Raw genomic sequence first — 15,366 nt, forward strand, 5'->3', positions numbered from 1 at the left:
GTCACTGAGCTGACCAACCCCGGACGCGGTGGACGACGGCCGTCTTCGGGTAGCTGCCGGCCGGCGGGCCGATCTCGAACAGGTCGACCATGAGGAACAGCGGGTAGCGCGGGCTCTGCGGGATGCGGCGCAGAACCGTTCCCCCGCAGCCGATCACGGTCTCCCCCGCGCCCCAGATCGCCGTCCAGGTGTGGGGGCGGGTCACGTCGAAGGGCAGCTCGACCTCGGCCATGTCGCTGGTCAGGTCCGGGTCGTGGTGCGCCTTGAGGCCGGTGCGGGCGGTGGTGGCCGCGCCGATCGCGGTGGCATCGATCTCGACCACGCAGACCTCGCCGGAGGTTCCGTCCGCGTCGCGGGGTGTGTTCGCCTCGTGCTCCGTGCCGACGAGCCAGGCGGCCAGCATGCAGCCCTCGTCGCGGCTGGCGCTGACCGTCAGGTCGACCCGGCCCGCCGCCGGCGCCCACAGCAGGCGCGTCGGCGTCTCGGTCCGGACCACGAGGCTGTCTTCCCGGTGCCGGTGCGTCCCCCGGCGCGAGCCGACCGGCCCCGAGAACGTGCCCGTCTGCAGGTTCGACACCCGCATCGGGGCGTCCTCGGGGCGCCAGTCCGGCTGGTCGGCCTCGATGCGCAGCTCCAGACCGTCCGCGGTCGTCCGGAAGCGCGCCGCGGACCGGTCGGACGTGGTCCAGTGCGGCAGGTAGTGCGGCACCCAGAGCGCGGGGGCGGGTCCGGCGGCGAAGTCGTCGTCGAGGTCGGGGGCGCGGTCCGGCGGTGCGGGCAGCGGCGTCATGCGGTTCATCCTCCCAGCGCGGTCAGTAGCGCATCCCCATGAGGCCGCGGACGTCGTCGAGCGTGCGGTCCGCGACCTCGTTGGCCCTGGCGTTCCCTCTGGCCAGGATGCCCGCGAGGTACTCGGGCCCGCGAGCAGCCGCCTCCGCGCGGCGGGCGCGCACCGGGCGCAGGCCCTCGACCAGCGCCTCGGTCGCCACCTGCTTGAGACGCCCGGCGCCGGCGGAACCGACGTCGTCGGCCAGGGCCTGCGGCGTCGTCCCCGCGAAGTGCGCGCCGATGGTGAGCAGGTTCGCGATCTCCGGGCGGCGCTCGGGCTCGTAGGTGATGTGCCGCTCGGAGTCGGTCTTGGCACGGCGCACGAAGGCGGCCGTCTCGTCCTCGATCGCGCGAATCTCCAGGGCGTTGCCCGCCGACTTGGACATCTTCTCGCCGTCGTTCCCGAGCACGGTCGGTGTCGGGACGATGAGGGCGTCCGGCTCCGGGAAGTAGGGGTCCTGCGCGGCGTACCGGTTGTTGAACCGCCGCGCGACGGCGCGCGTGACCTCCAGGTGCGGCAGCTGGTCCTGCCCCACGGGCACGAGGTTGCCGTGGCAGAACAGGATGTCGGCCGCCTGGTGCACGGGGTAGGTGAACATGAGGCCGGACATGCCCCGCCGTCCGCGCCGCTCGGCGGCTGCCGTCTCCGCCTTGACGGTGGGGTTGCGCTCCAGCTCGGCCACGCTGACCAGCGACAGGAACGGCAGCAGCAGCTGGTTCAGGGCGGGGACGGCCGAGTGCGTGAAGACCGTCGTCGCCTCGGGGTCGATGCCGGCCGCGAGGTAGTCGAGAAGGACCTGCTGCACGGTCGCCGGGAGATTGTCGGCGACGTCGCGGTCGGTGATGACCTGGTAGTCGGCCACCACGAGGAAGATCTCGACGCCCTGGGCCTGGAGGCGAACACGGTTGTCCAGGGTGCCGATCAGGTGGCCCAGGTGGAGGGCACCGGTGGGGCGCTCGCCGGTGAGGACGCGGAACTTCTGGGGGGTCGTCGCGATCTGGTGCTCCAGGGTGGCGGAGCGTTCGCGGGCGGTGCGGACGGAGTCGGTGGCGTGCATGGGGGCTCCTGTGCGGTTCGGGCCCACCACTGCCCGGGGACTCTCGTGCGCACGAAAAACGTCCCGGCTGCGGTGGGCAGCTCGGGACGTCGGACGGCGCGTCAGGTCACGGCTGCGTGAGCAGCCGCCACCAGGTGCGCCGGAAGGTCATGGGGTGAGCATACCGGGCGAGTGGTCGGTGGGTCCGGTGCGCGTGCGGGCCGGTGCTGGTGGGCGTCGCTACGGTGCGTCGGACGTCTTCGAGAGGATCCCTGTGTTCGCCGACCACTACGACAGCTTCGCGGCCGCCTACGACGCCGAGAACACGTCGAGCCTGCTCAACACGTACTACAACCACCCGGCGATGGTCGATCTGGCGGGCGACGTGGCCGGCCTGCAGGTCCTGGACGCCGGTTGCGGGTCCGGGCCGCTGACGGCGGCGCTGCGCTCTGCGGGTGCCGTCATGACGGGGATCGACGGCAGCCCGGAGATGCTCGCGACAGCGCGACGTCGTCTGGGCGACGACGTCCCGCTGCACGTGGCCGACCTGGCGGAGCCGCTGCCGTTCGCGGACGACGCGTTCGACGTCGTCGTCTGCTCGCTGGTGCTGCACTACCTGGAGGACTGGGACGCGCCCCTGGCCGAGTTCCGGCGGGTGCTGCGGCCAGGCGGTCGGCTGGTGCTGTCGGTCAACCACCCGACGGTGTTCGCCCACCTGCGGCCGACCGAGGACTACTTCGCGGTGCACCGGTTCTCGGACGAGTTCCGGTTCGGGGACCAGGAGGCGACGCTGACGTTCTGGCACCGGCCGTTGCACGCGATGTTCGACGCGTTCCGCGGGGCGGGGTTCGCCGTGTCTGCCGTGGCGGAACCCGCGCCGGCGCCGGATACGCCGGTCGAGCTGCTGCCGCCGCGGATCGTGAGCGGGGAGCGGAGCCGGTTCCTGAGCTTTCTGTACTTCGTGCTGACGCCCTGAGGCCTCACACGAACCCTTCTTCCACGAGGCGGCAGCCCTCGCGGGTGATGACGTGCCGCTGACCCGAGCCGCCGACGACGCGGATCCAGCTCTCGGCCTCTACCCCGTCCGGGATCGCCTTGAGAGCGAAGCCGCCATACATCCCGGGCACGGGGTACCAGAGCTTGCCGACCTCGTGGACGACGGCGGTCTGCGGGTACCGCAGCCTGATCGAGAGCGCCGGGCGGACCCGGGCTTCGATGAGGCCCATGAGGTGGCCGTCGAGCACTGAGTACTGGAGCGTGCGCTCGCCGGGCTGCGGCTCGATCTCCCGGGCGAGCTGCTCGTGGCCGCGCTCTCGGGCGATGTCCGCGGCGGTCCGGCCATCGGCGGTGCGCAGGGCGCGCCAGGCGCCCCGGCGGAGCAGCTCGTGGACGACCTCGGCCGGCGCGCCGTGCCAGGCTGCCTGGTGCAGGGGTGTGAAGCCCGAGTTTCCGCCGATTCTCCAGACGTTCGGGTGTCCGGCGTCCTTGTCGGCATCCAGGGTGGCGAAGACATCGTTCCAGCGGCCGGCGCGGGCGGCGTCGGCGATGGCGTCGGTGTGTGCGAGGAAGGGCTCGGCGTAGGCGTCGCGGTCGGTCGCGGCGGGCCAGTGGTGGGTGTCCATCAGTCGCAATTGTCGCAGTGGCCGCTGGCGGGCAGCTGAAAAGAGCACGTCGGGCAGACGGGTGGCAGCCTCTCCAACGTCGCCTCGCTCGCCTGCCGAGCCGTCCGGTGCCCGGGCATCCACTCGCGGTCGTAACCGCCGCCTTCCTGGTGCAGATCGACGAACGTCTTGTTGAAGTACGCCGCCGCCTCGATGCCTTGGCCTGCGGACACGGCGATGTAGGAGCGGGACGCCGGGATCCAGATTCGCGCCGTGTCCAGTGCGGCCGCAATCTCACGCATGCGTGGGCGGTGTTCGAGCGGAACCGGGAGCGCCTCGAGAGCGGTGTCGAACGAGGTGTAGTGGGTGCGGCCGCCCGTGCTCAGGGCGTCGCGGCACGACGAGCAGATGGGGTACTTGGCGAGGTCGAGCTCGGTGGCCGGTTCCAGGACGGCGAGCGACTTCTCCGTGAGGTGCTGGCACTCGCGGGCGTGGAGCATCTTGCCCTGGGGGACACGGAAGAGGGAGTCGAGGTCGACGTCGGGTGGGGTGGGGAGCATGGCGAAACTATCTGCTTCGGTCGGGGGCGGCGTTGTCGAGGGGCGAGAGGGCGTCGGACTGTCCCGTCTTGTCGGCGATCCTTTGGGCCCGTTCTCGCACTCGGCTGTTGGACGTATGGGCGTACCAGACGACGGCGTCAAATGCCCTCAGGGGGGTGACCAGAGGCGCAAGACCTGCATCTGTGGTCATCGCGTCCAGGTATTGATGCAAAAGCTGCCCATTCACCTCGGTCACCATCAGGGTTCGCATGAGTTCCCAGTGGCCGGTGGCGTTCCTGAGCCCCAGCACATTACCCACGACGCTGTCGTAGACCGGGACCAGGTTGGCGCGCTTGCGGGCCATGAGCTTGCTGGTGGTGGTGCGGCCGAGACCATCCTTGCCGTCGCGGAGCAGCCACCAGAGCTGTGAGGCGGCAGATCCCTTCACGATCTCCGTATCCGGCACTTCCCACAGCGGGACGTCGGGACCTGGCATATCTCTCAGGTGCTCCCTGATCTCGGCTGCCTGGGTCTCGAGGACACGAACGGCCGCGGAACCCGGGACGTTGACTGAGAGGCACGACACGGCGGCAAGGTCTCCTGCCGTGATCTCGCCCGCATGTACCCGGTCGTTCCATGGCCCGCCGAGGGTCTCGAATCTGGCGCCGGTAAACGCCGGCCGGCCCGACTGGAGCGTCCCGGTGTAGTAGTCGCGAAGTAGCGCGAACGCTAGCTCGGCGTGGGCGAGGATAGTCGGCACGCCGGGCGACTGGGGATCGGCTGTCACAGCCACACGCTAGTGCCGGGCAGTAGGTGAGCGGCGGGTGATCTCTTCACAGACGCCATGACACGTTGAGCGCAGTCTGACGATCTTCGTCATGAACGAAGGTGACTCGAAGGCAGTCGGTCGGGGAAACACCTCCGCCGACGCTGCCGACATGTTCCTGATTATCCGACATCCACGCCGCGCGGGACCGTGTGACGAAACCTAATTGGCTTGACTGAACTCCGGCGCGGGGACCAGTTCTCGATCAGGTGGGCTCGTCCGGCATCTGTCACGACAAGGTCGCCCTCGCGCCGCCAGCTGATATCGCTCACGACGAAGAGGTCTGTGGGCTGATGGTTTCGTGCGTGATCCAACTCTCCGATCGTGAGCTCGACCGTTGTCGCCTCACCTGTCGATCCCTTGACTTCTACGTGTCGTTCGCCGAGCACGCCCGGTTGAGTGAGCAGCAAGTCGTAGGGCTGCGACGCGCCGACGTCAACCCATTCGTAGCCCTGCAGCTCGTAATAATCGATCGCCTGACGAACCGCCTGCATCTCTATTGCGCGACGGACCTTGGCATCGGCGACATAACCGGCCTCCGTCGCCTGGCGGCGCTCGCCCCGAATCTCTTGGGACTGAAGCAGCGCACCGTTCGACCGCGCGCCGCGCGAATCCGAGCGTGAGGAACGAATTCGTCGATCAGTCACCAACTCCGGAAAGACCGCGAGCAACTCAACCGGAAACTTGGTCAGGTAGTTTCCTTGGCCAGCGCGAAGCGTGCCGTCCTTGCGGATGTTGAACGGGAAGTACAGCAGTCCGTCGAACCGGCCGGCGAGCGCATCTCGAACGGCCCGCACCTCGCCGAAGCGCTTATTAACTTCGTTGTAGTCGAGCAGTTCGTCCAGCGCGGTGTAGTCGCGAAGCAAAGCCTCAGTTCCAGACGTAGGCGATGCGTCACTGTACACGACGCTATCGGTTTCGTACGGTGCGCCGTCGACGATCGACCAGCCCACAAAGGCTGAAGGCGCCCCACTCGGCCGGTCGGTATCCCAATGGAAAATTACGTCACCATCTTGCACGAACTTCACGAGTTCGTAGTAGGGCATAGCTGCCCCATTTTGTTTCCTGTGCGGAGCTCGAATTGCGTCGCCGTAGTCGCGACGCTTGATGGTCTCCATCCAGTAGCGCTGCGTAGGGTCGTTTGCCCACCACTCATTGATCACAATGCCCTCATCCCCACGGCTGGAACGACATGACCCCGGGTGGATAACCGCAGCCTGCCGCCGAAGCGACGGTAGCGTGACGAGCATCCAGACAGAACCCTCCCCGAGGGCGAATTCTTCAGTCCACATACCGGCCCTTCGGGCCAAATGCATCAACACCTTTAGAGCCATAGCTATGTTCATCGAGGGCTTTTCGACACCGTTGAGCCGCATGCTGAAGCCACGCAGGGCGAACCGTCCGATACGTGGCAGAAGTCATTCGGCCACCTTGTCGAGAAGCTTCTGCCACGCGAGCCGTGTCGTACCGACGACTTCGTTGTCGAGACGGACGTCGAGGACGCCAGGGCCTACTGGTCGCAGATCGGTGACAACGCGCGCAGAGTCTTCTCCGTCCTGGTCGAGGCGGCACCGGAGCCCGTCCCGTCGCCCGTCGTTGCCGAACGTGGCGGGTTCGACGGCGTCCGCACCGTCGCCGCAGCCCTCGCCCACACACACAACACGGCCCTGCGCTTCGGCCACGCGATGCCGTCCCAGTTCATCCCGGGTAATCCCAGCTCGTACTGGATGGACGAATCGACTGCCGAGACGTTCGCTACCGTCATTGCGGGGATCCGCGAGACCGAGGCGGAGGCTGCCGATCTCGCCCCGGATTGGTCGGCACTTGTCACCGAAGCAGACAACGAGGTCCAGCCGTTGCTCCGGGAGCTTGCCGTGGCCGGTGATCTGCCGGTGCCCGCCGTCGGGGAGGAGATCGGCGACGGGATCGCGACGTTGCTGACGTGGCCCGAGCTGCGAATCGCCGTCCTGGCTGCGGGGGCAGGGCTCGAGGAGCGGACAGAGCTGCGGGATGCGGGCTGGGTCGTTGTCGAGAGGGAACCGTCCACGGTCGTCGCCGCGGTGCGGACCGCACTGCCGGCGGATGTACGGTCCTGACGACGACGCCGTGCGCGCCAACCGTCTCGCCCTGTGCGACCTCACCGGCCGGACCCTTGCCACCGGCCTGGACCTGCTCGGTATCCGGGCACCCGAGAGGATGTGACCATGCCGGATCAGCCGCCCATCCTGTCGAACGTCCCCGACTCCTTCCCCTGGGGCGTCCTGACACGCCGCCATCCCGACCTCATCGCAACGGTCCGCCGCCTCGTGCCCTACCCGCCGGAGGTCCAGGGGGCGCTCGACGAGCTGCGGGACATGGACACCATCCCGCCCCTGCCCGCCGGCGCCCGCGACCGGGCGGCGTGGCAGGTGTGGTCGGCGGCGTACGTGGGTCAGAAGTGGCTCGACGTCCCGTTCCTGTGGGCCGAGTCGTACTTCTACCGCCTGCTGCTGGAGGCCACCGGCTACTTCGGGTCGGGGCCGTGGGCCGGTGTCGACCCGTTCGCCCCGCAGAAGAGCGCGGAGCTCGACTCGCCCGACCTGGCGCGCGACCTGGAGAACCTGGGCGACCTGGTCGGTGCGCCGGAGCAGGACGGCCTGTCGGCGGCGCTGACCGCCGCGCTGTGGGGCAACCGGGCCGACCTGGGCTTCCGGATGTCCGACCCGTCGGCCCAGGACAGGTCCCAGGTCGACGACCTCGTCGCCGACGACTCGGCCGAGCTGTGGCGCCTCCTGGACGGCGGCACGGAGAACCGGGTGCACCTCGTCGCCGACAATGCCGGCCGCGAGCTCGTCGCCGATCTGGTGCTGATCGACCGTCTGCTGGAGACCGGCCGGGCCGCGACCGTCGTCCTGCACCTCAAGCCGCAGCCGTACTACGTCTCCGACGCGACGGTGACCGACCTGCTCCAGGTGCTGCGGCGCCTGGAGGCGGCGGGCGGGGCCGCCTGCGGCATCGCAGGACGGCTCGGGACGGCGATCGGCGACGGGCGGGTCCGGGTCCGGGCGCACGCGTTCTGGTGCACGCCGCTGACCTTCCACGAGATGCCGTCCGACCTGGTGGCCGAGCTCGGTGGGGCGTCCGTCGTCGTCGTGAAGGGCGACCTGAACTACCGGCGCCTGGTGGGCGACGCCCACTGGGAGCCCACCACGACGTTCCGGGATCTCACGGCCTACTTCCCCGCGCCCCTGGTCGCGCTGCGCACCCTCAAGTCGGACGTGGCCGTCGGCGTGGACCCGGACCGCCTGGCGCACCTGGAGGCGACCACGCCCGGGTGGCGTACCGACGGCACGCACGCCGTCATCCACGTGCGGCCCTGAGCACAGCACAGCACAGGCCGGCCCGCAGCAGCGGGCCGGCCTGCTTCTGCCGTCGACGGTCAGCCCGTCGCCACGAGCTGCGGCTCCTTCCGGCCCGGCGGGTCGTCCGGCGTCGGCGTCGGCTCCGGAGCAGGCGGCGGGGTCGGCTCCGGAGAAGGCTCCGGTTCCACCGGCAGCTGCGCCGTCCCGCCGCCGACGAACGCGTCCTCGTCGCCGTAGCCCACGATGTCGACGCGGGACTCCTGCACGGTCCGGGGCAGCTCGGCGTGGTCGCGGCGGAACTCCGCGGTCGGCGTCTGCTTCCTCGGCGACTTGTCCAGCTCCACGCCGCCGTAGATCGGGTAGACCCAGGTGTAGGGCTCGCCGTCGACGATCTCCTCGCGGGTGACCTCGAACTGGACCCGGGTCCAGTCGTTCTCCATCATGTCGTCCCAGACGTCCTTGGCCTCCCAGTCGGTCCCCTCGGGCCAGAAGGACACGTCACCGGAGTCGATGATCTCGTCGTACGGCCCGGGGTTCGCCTCGTTGCGCTGCTTCACCCACGCCGCCGCGACGCGCGCCCGGTAGACGCTCCGCAGGTCCGCGTACTTCGGGTCGGTGTTGATCAGTTGCTCGACGGCGGGCGCCAGGTGCTCCTGCGCCATCCGGAAGTTGTGGTCCATGATCTCGTCGGTCGCGGTGCAGGGCTCCTGGCCGTCGGGGTAGTTCGTGAACTCCATCCGCTCCTTGCCCACGCTCAGCGGGGCGTCCAGGATGTACAGCCGGTCACCCTCCTGGCGCACCTTCGCCGGGGCGGCGAAGATCCACTGGCGGGTGGAGGGCCAGCACACGCTGCCGTCCGGGTTGGTGCGCAGCGAGTCCCAGTACGCCGCCCCTACCTCGGTCGCCGGGTTGGTGAGCGCCGTGAAGTCGCGCTTCATCTCCAGGTCGGCCTCCAGGAGCACGCGGGCGGCCTTCGTGTCCGCGAACAGCGGGTCGGTCACCTGGTCCGGGTGGTCCGGGTTGAGGTTGACCCAGAACACCTGGTCCGGCAGGGCGAGCCAGGTATAGAACGCGTCCGAGCTGAGGTCCAGGACGTCCTCGCCGCCGAAGGACGGGTTGGCGGCCTCGTCGGGGTTGTCGTCCGCCTGGAACGAGTAGCCGACGTCGCCCGTGCCCGGGTCGACCTCGAGGTAGCTGAGCTCCAGCGTGGACCAGTCGATCCCGCCCGGCCGCCGGAACCCGTCCTGGCGCGCGCCGAGCTCACGTGGCAGGTTCTGGTAGCGCCGCGCCTCCTCCGGGGTCCGGCCGGTCTGCTTGGCCATGTCCTGCACCTTGCTGTTCTGGCCCTTCGCGTTCGGGTCGATCGGGCCGGGTGCGCAGCGCGCGGCGAGCGTCTGGGCCTTGCCCGTGGCACAGCCGGCGCCGCCCGGGAGGTTCGGCTGGGCGTTGGTGATCCGGGGCTTGACCTTGACCCTGGCGGAGTCCGCCCCGGCGTTCTTGAGCGCCTCCTTGGTGGCCTTGTCGGGCTCCTGGCCGTGCACGTACGTGGCGCGGGACAGCGTCTTGTCGTTGACGAGGGCCTGGTACCGCAGGAGCTGCTCCCGGGTGTACCCGGAGCCCGCCTTCACCTCGATGGCGAACCGTGTGTGCCGGTGGATGATGTCGACGCGCACCCCCTTGCCCTTGGGGCCCATCGTCTTCTCGCACAGCCAGTCGTCGCCGGTCAGCCCGAGCTTCTCGACCACGAGCTTGTGGAAGGCGTGCCCTCGGGCGTTGTTGTCGTGCACGGTGACGTAGCTGCTGCGCCACCCGTCGAAGGCCCCGTTGATCTGCGCCTTCGTCTTGAGCTCGGGATGCTGGTCGAGGTAGGCGTTCCAGCGCGCGAACAGATGACCCTCGGTGCCGACGCTCTTCCCGCGGTACCTCGTGCCGAACTCCGCCCGCACCTTCGCCGGGTCGTCGCTCGGCAGCACGGCGTTCCGCACCGGCTCGGCCGGGTTCACGTAGTCCAGGGCCAGCTCCCCGAGCCCCGCGAACTCCGCGGGGTCAGGCATCGTCGACCGCGGCGGCCCCGTGGGCTTGGGCAGCTTGAACAGGTCCCGACACAGCTTTCCGGTGAGCGGCGCCGCGGAGGCGGACTCCGCGTTCGGCACCGTCACGAAGGAGAAGATCAGGGCGAGTGCGAGGAGGACCGTCGGTAGTCGTTTCCGAGCATCGGTCGTCACGGACACGATGGCTCCTTCCAGGACGATGGGCCGTCCGGCCATGGAGCCGGACGTCGCGCGGCAGCACCAAACGGTCCCAGCAAAATGGAACAAGCGCGACAAAATTCGGCACAGGGCGAAGCAGCGACAATCTGTGGCGACGACGGCGCCCGCCCGCCTACCGTGGCGCCATGCAGACGACGTCGGACGACGACCTCACCCGCTGGCTCGACCACCTCGGCCCGATGCTCGACGGGCTGGCGGACCTCGTCGCCGACGACGGCACGACGCTCGACCACTCGGCGGCGTCCCTGCGCGACCTCGAACGCCTCCTGCTCGACGAGACCCAGGCCGCTCCGCCCCGCGAGGGCCTGGTCGAGGCGCTGGGCGGGTACCTCGGCGAGACCCTGCTGACCGCCGGCGGCGGCGCCTGGTCGTGGGACGAGGGCTCCGGCCTGCCCGTCGCCGTCCTCGACGCCGGCGGGACGGTCGAGCCGATGCCGCTCGCCCTCGACGCCGTCACCCGCCGCACCGGCACGGTCTGGACCGCCGAGCTCGAGCGCGTCACCGCGGCGGCGGCGCGGCGTCGGGCCGACGACGACGGCTGGGAACCGCGCCGCGCCGACCGGCCCGCGCTGCCGGCCGGGGCAGAGGACGAGGCGCCCGACCCGTGGCTCACCGCCTGGCTGGCCACGCGCCGCGAACAGTTCTCCGCCTGGGCCGCGGACACCGGACGGGCCCAGGAGCTCGACCTCAGCCCGGCGTCCCTGGTCCCGCTCGCGCAGGTGGTGCGGCAGCGCGTCGCCTCCGAGGAGGCCCTGGACGCTCAGATCGAGACCGACTTCCTCCAGGGCGCGATCTGGTACCTGGGCGAGGTGGCGCGGATCCACCGCGGCGCGCGCTGGCGCTACACGCCCGACCCGGACGGCACGAGCGAGAACCCGTCGGTGGGCAGGCCGTGGGTCACGCAGGACGACGGCGGCGGCTCCGCGATCCCCGCCCTGGAGCTGTGGGTCGTGGTCCGGGCCGACACCGACGACGTGCTCCTGGAGCGGTTCGAGGAGTTCGACTGACCGGGAGCGCTGACCCGGTGTGACCTCGCTGACGAACGCCGTGCCGGCCGGGGCCGAGCACATACGCTGTGACCGGACGCGTCCCACGCCTCGAAGGAGCACGACGATGAACGACGAGGGCCGAGGACAGGCATGATCGACCCGCTCGTCGCGACGTTCGTGATCCTGGCGCTGGCGGTGCTCGGTTTCGCGACCAACCGGATACCGCTCGTGATCGTGGCCATGTTCGTCCCGGTGGCGTTGTGGGCCACGGGCGTGCTACCGCTGGGCGAGGCACTGGGCGGGTTCAGCGACCCGATCGTCCTGTTCATCGCCACCCTGTTCGTGCTCAGCGAGGCGCTGGCGACGACGGGCATCACGGCATGGATCGGGGCACAGCTCGAACGCTGCTCGACGCTCGGGCGCACCGGGCTGCTCACGACGATGGTCGGCGGCACGGCATTGCTCGCCGCGGTCATCAGCATCAACGGGGCGGTCGCCGCGCTGCTGCCGGTCGCCGTCGTCGCCGCCGCACGGGCGGGCGTCGTGCCCTCGAAGATGCTCATCCCCCTGGCGTTCGCCGCGAGCGCCGGCTCGATGCTGACGCTCACGGGGACGCCGGTGAACGTCATCGTGTCGGAGCTCGCCGCTGAGTCGGGCGGCCGCGAGTTCGGGTACTTCGAGTTCGCGCTGGTGGGTCTTCCGCTGGTCGTGCTGACGATGCTCCTCGTGGTGCTCTTCGGTGACCGGCTGCTGCCGGAGCGGTCGCCGGAGCGCCTGGTGGACGTCGCGGGCGACCCGAAGGACCGGGTGCGGTCGTGGCAGGAGAGCTACGCCGCGGAGCTCGATGCGGCGCGGCTGTTCACGGACTCGTCCGGGGTGGTGGAGGTGCTCATCGCGCCGCGCTCGACGCTGATCGGCCGGCGGGTCAGTCCGGGCATGACGACGCGGGACGAGAACCTCGTCGTCGTCGCGCTGCGGCGGGCGACCGACACGGCGAGCGGTTCGTCGTCGTCCGCCCCGCTGCCGCTGCAGGCCGGTGACTCCGTGCTGGTGCGCGGGCCGTGGGACGCGCTGCACCGGTACACGCAGTCGCCGGACGTGATCGCCGTCGAGGCGTCGCAGCGGCTGCAGCGGAGCGTGCCGCTCGGGGCGGGCTGGAAGCGGTGCCTCGGGGTGCTGGTGGCGGCGATCGTGCTGCTGGCGACGGGTGCCGTGCCGCCGGTGATCGTCGGGCTGCTGGCGGCGGGGGCGCTCGTGCTGCTGCGGGTGATCACCGTGCCCCAGGGGCTTCGTGCGGTGTCCTGGGACACGGTGATCCTCATCGCGGCGCTGATCCCGTTGTCGGCGGCGTTCGTGTCCTCGGGTGCGGCGGACATGATGGCCGAGCTCCTGATGCGCCTGACCGGGAGTGCGTCGCCGCACCTGGCGCTACTGGCGCTGTGCGCGCTCACGCTGGTGCTGGGGCAGTTCATCTCGAACGTGGCGACGGTGCTGGTGATGGCACCGGTCGCGGTGTCGTTCGCCCAGACGCTCGACGTGAGCGTGCTGCCGTTCATGATGGCTCTCGCGGTGGTGGGCGCAGCCGCGTTCCTGACGCCGATCGCGACGCCGGTCAACCTCATGGTGCTGCAGCCCGGTGGCTACCGGTTCGGCGACTACTGGAAGCTCGGGCTGCCGCTGGCGCTGCTCTTCCTCGCGACGGCGGTCTGGTACGTGCCGCTGGTCTGGCCGTTCTGAGCGGCCGGCTCAGTACTGCGAGGCCTCGACCACCTGGAACGTCGCGGTCCGCAGGGCGTCGAGCTGGTCGCTCTGCACGAAGACGAACAGCTCGTGGTCCTGGCTCTGGCCCGCCGCGAGCTCGCTGACGAACAGGATGTCGTCGGCGATGCGCTTGCCGTCGCCGTCGACCGCCTCGATCCGCACGTCGTAGCTGAAGGCCTCGGCGGCGTTGTTGGTGACGGTGACCGGGAGCGCCGACTCGACCAGCCCGAACTCGTCCTCGGTGGCCTCGAAGGTGCCGAGGTCGACGGTGAGGTCGGTGGCCAGGACGTCCTCGGTGGCCGAGCCGTCCAGCCGGTCGAGGTCGTCGCCGAGCTCCGCCGACGCCTCCTCCACGGCGTCCACGGCGGCGAGGGTCACGGCCGTCGAGACGGCGAACCCGATGCCGGACAGGACGGCGATCACGACGGCGGCGATCGCCATCCCCCGACCGGACCGGCTGCCGCGCGCCCTGACCAGGCCGGCGATCCCGAAGATGAGCGCCAGGAACCCGAGGAACAGGGCGAACCAGTTCACGACGGGAATCAGGCAGAGCAGCAGCGCGACGGTCGCGACGATCATGCCGGTGAGGGCGATGCCGTTGCTCCGCGGGGCGGGACGCGCGGGGCTCTGCTCGGGGACTGCGGGGGCGGGAGGCTGCTGGGACATGTGGGCTCCAACGTCTGGGGTGACTGTGCGTCTGGGATGTCTGTGGCCCGGCGCGACCCGTGCGGTTCTGGGGACCGCGGTGAGGGCCGCGCCGGTGGCACCACCCTGCCGGGAGCGCGGTAGGGCGCACATCGCCCGATCCGGTACGGGCGGCCTACCCGATCGGGCCGGCAAGATCACCCGGTCCGACGACGCGGTCGGCTCGCCGCGCGACATAACCTCACCGACATGCATCCGCCGCACGTACCGCACCTGGCGGACTCCATCCCGATCGCCGCCCGCCTGCGCCGGCTCGCGCCCACGGCGGGCAGCGTGGCCGGGTCGCTGGGCCTCGCCCTGCTGTGCTTCGCAGGCTCCGCGAGCGCGGTCACCTTCCTCGACATGGTCGGCCGCCCGGGCGGGCTCGACCCGGCGACGGTCGATCCCCGGCCGGCCTCGCTGATCGCGTTGCTCGTCCTGTTCCTGGCACCGTGGAGCGTCTTCCTCCGGAACGTCGCGCCGGTGACCGTCGTCCTCGCCACGAGCGCCCTGCCGCTGCTGCTCCCCTACGACGCGCTCACGCCGCTCGTCTGCCTGCCCGCGGTGTACGCGCGACGGTCCGGCGCGGCGGTGATCGGCTGCACCGCCGCGGCGGCCGTCGCCGTCACCGCGGCGACCTGGCGGCAGCTCGCGCTGGTCGAGGAGTACCGCCTGTTCACGATCAAGGACGAGGTCACCGGCGAGATCACCGGCGCGCTACCCGTCTCGGGGTACGTGATCCTCGGCGTGGTCGCCCTGGGCGCCGCGGTCGGCATCGGGTTCTGGCGCCGGGTGGTCGCGGGACGGCGTGACGTCGTGACCCTCACCGAGCAGCACTCGGCGGAGACCGCCGTGCTGCACGACCGGATCACCCGCCAGACCGAGCGCGACGAGATCGCCCGCGAGGTGCACGACACCGTGGCCCACTCGCTGTCGCAGATCGCGCTGCAGGCGTCCGTGCTCGAGACCTCGGCCGACACGTCCGCCGAGATCCGCGACGCGGCGGCCCGCATCCGCGCGTCCGCGCGCCAGGCCGGCGCGGAGCTGCGCGGCGTGCTCACCACGCTGCGCACCGGCGCCGACGGCCTGACGCCCGTCTCCTTCGACGACCTCGGCGCGCTCCTGCTCTCCCTGCACGACCAGGGCGCGCGCATCAACAGCACGGTGCTCGTCTCCGAGGGGCACACGGCCGCCACCGTGCTGACGCGGGCGTGCTACCGCATCGTGCAGGAGTCGGTCACCAACGCCCTCAAGCACGCCCCCGGCCTGCCGATCGACATCGTGCTGCGCGGCGCCCCCGTCGCGGGCGTGACCATCACGGTCCGCAACACCCTGCCGGACGGCGGCGCACCGCCCGCGGCCGGCACCCGGTCCGGGATCACGGGCATGACCGAGCGCGCCCTCGCGCTCGGCGGCAGCCTCAGCGCCGGGCCAGTCGACGGTCGCTGGGTCGTGGACGCCCACCTCCCCTGGCATCAGGCCTGATCAGC

At 70.6% G+C, this 15,366-nt stretch carries 15 protein-coding genes and 1 pseudogene; 8 read left to right on the top strand and 8 right to left on the bottom strand.

What is annotated here, in order from left to right:
• Position 1: 1 nt before the first annotated feature.
• Together APR03_RS08640 and trpS are read right to left on the bottom strand one after the other, a co-directional pair.
• Positions 2–790 (bottom strand): hypothetical protein, encoded by a 789-nt coding sequence (locus tag APR03_RS08640; protein ID WP_253834673.1) that lies wholly within the window; start codon positions 788–790, stop codon positions 2–4.
• Between the two features lie 22 nt (positions 791–812).
• Positions 813–1,886, bottom strand: a complete 1,074-nt coding sequence (gene trpS, locus APR03_RS08645) for a tryptophan--tRNA ligase (protein ID WP_253834675.1) — start codon at positions 1,884–1,886, stop codon at positions 813–815.
• A gap of 154 nt (positions 1,887–2,040) precedes the next feature.
• On the opposite strand from trpS, the gene APR03_RS08650 reads away from it, so the two are divergent.
• A complete protein-coding gene (locus tag APR03_RS08650) occupies positions 2,041–2,841 on the top strand; it encodes a class I SAM-dependent methyltransferase (RefSeq protein ID WP_308216465.1) in 801 nt (266 codons plus the stop codon).
• Positions 2,842–2,845: 4 nt separating this feature from the next.
• Here the strand turns inward: APR03_RS08650 and APR03_RS08655 are convergent, their stop codons facing one another.
• From APR03_RS08655 to APR03_RS25195, 4 genes are all read right to left on the bottom strand, one after another.
• Entirely contained in the window at positions 2,846–3,487 is a 642-nt protein-coding gene (locus tag APR03_RS08655) for an ankyrin repeat domain-containing protein (protein WP_253834683.1), read from the bottom strand.
• Positions 3,487–4,026: a hypothetical protein gene (locus APR03_RS08660; RefSeq protein ID WP_253834685.1), complete on the bottom strand. Its 540-nt coding sequence runs from the start codon at positions 4,024–4,026 to the stop codon at positions 3,487–3,489. Before APR03_RS08660 ends, APR03_RS08655 begins: the two co-directional genes overlap by 1 nt.
• A 7-nt stretch (positions 4,027–4,033) precedes the next feature.
• The gene (locus APR03_RS08665; RefSeq protein WP_253834687.1) at positions 4,034–4,792 is read right to left on the bottom strand and encodes a DUF6308 family protein; all 759 of its coding nucleotides are present in this window, start codon (positions 4,790–4,792) and stop codon (positions 4,034–4,036) included.
• A gap of 161 nt (positions 4,793–4,953) precedes the next feature.
• The gene (locus tag APR03_RS25195) at positions 4,954–5,994 is read right to left on the bottom strand and encodes a protein NO VEIN domain-containing protein (protein WP_253834688.1); all 1,041 of its coding nucleotides are present in this window, start codon (positions 5,992–5,994) and stop codon (positions 4,954–4,956) included.
• Between the two features lie 393 nt (positions 5,995–6,387).
• On the opposite strand from APR03_RS25195, the pseudogene APR03_RS25425 reads away from it, so the two are divergent.
• The 4 genes and pseudogenes from APR03_RS25425 to APR03_RS08690 all read left to right on the top strand — a co-directional run.
• Positions 6,388–6,540: pseudogene (locus tag APR03_RS25425) on the top strand (hypothetical protein); the annotation flags it as partial.
• An 18-nt stretch (positions 6,541–6,558) separates the two neighbouring features.
• Positions 6,559–6,927, top strand: coding sequence for a hypothetical protein (locus APR03_RS08680; RefSeq protein ID WP_253834690.1), 369 nt, complete (start codon positions 6,559–6,561; stop codon positions 6,925–6,927).
• Between the two features lie 10 nt (positions 6,928–6,937).
• Positions 6,938–7,033, top strand: coding sequence for a DALR anticodon-binding domain-containing protein (locus APR03_RS08685; RefSeq protein ID WP_253834696.1), 96 nt, complete (start codon positions 6,938–6,940; stop codon positions 7,031–7,033).
• A 2-nt stretch (positions 7,034–7,035) separates the two neighbouring features.
• Positions 7,036–8,190 carry a damage-control phosphatase ARMT1 family protein gene (locus APR03_RS08690; protein WP_253834698.1) on the top strand — a complete coding sequence of 385 codons (1,155 nt, stop codon included), beginning with the start codon at positions 7,036–7,038 and terminating at the stop codon, positions 8,188–8,190.
• Between the two features lie 59 nt (positions 8,191–8,249).
• On the opposite strand, the gene APR03_RS08695 is transcribed toward APR03_RS08690, so the two are convergent.
• Positions 8,250–10,403, bottom strand: coding sequence for a hypothetical protein (locus APR03_RS08695; RefSeq protein ID WP_253834700.1), 2,154 nt, complete (start codon positions 10,401–10,403; stop codon positions 8,250–8,252).
• Positions 10,404–10,567: 164 nt separating this feature from the next.
• On the opposite strand from APR03_RS08695, the gene APR03_RS08700 reads away from it, so the two are divergent.
• Both APR03_RS08700 and APR03_RS08705 read left to right on the top strand, forming a co-directional pair.
• Positions 10,568–11,449 carry a hypothetical protein gene (locus APR03_RS08700; protein ID WP_253834702.1) on the top strand — a complete coding sequence of 294 codons (882 nt, stop codon included), beginning with the start codon at positions 10,568–10,570 and terminating at the stop codon, positions 11,447–11,449.
• Between the two features lie 132 nt (positions 11,450–11,581).
• Positions 11,582–13,168, top strand: a complete 1,587-nt coding sequence (locus APR03_RS08705) for an SLC13 family permease (RefSeq protein WP_253834704.1) — start codon at positions 11,582–11,584, stop codon at positions 13,166–13,168.
• A 9-nt stretch (positions 13,169–13,177) separates the two neighbouring features.
• Here the strand turns inward: APR03_RS08705 and APR03_RS08710 are convergent, their stop codons facing one another.
• The gene (locus APR03_RS08710) at positions 13,178–13,858 is read right to left on the bottom strand and encodes a DUF4190 domain-containing protein (protein ID WP_253834706.1); all 681 of its coding nucleotides are present in this window, start codon (positions 13,856–13,858) and stop codon (positions 13,178–13,180) included.
• A 228-nt stretch (positions 13,859–14,086) separates the two neighbouring features.
• On the opposite strand from APR03_RS08710, the gene APR03_RS08715 reads away from it, so the two are divergent.
• Positions 14,087–15,361, top strand: coding sequence for a histidine kinase (locus APR03_RS08715; protein ID WP_253834707.1), 1,275 nt, complete (start codon positions 14,087–14,089; stop codon positions 15,359–15,361).
• The last annotated feature ends 5 nt before the right edge of the window (positions 15,362–15,366 follow it).

Source organism: Promicromonospora thailandica, from assembly GCF_024171955.1.
Classification (GTDB): domain Bacteria; phylum Actinomycetota; class Actinomycetes; order Actinomycetales; family Cellulomonadaceae; genus Promicromonospora; species Promicromonospora thailandica.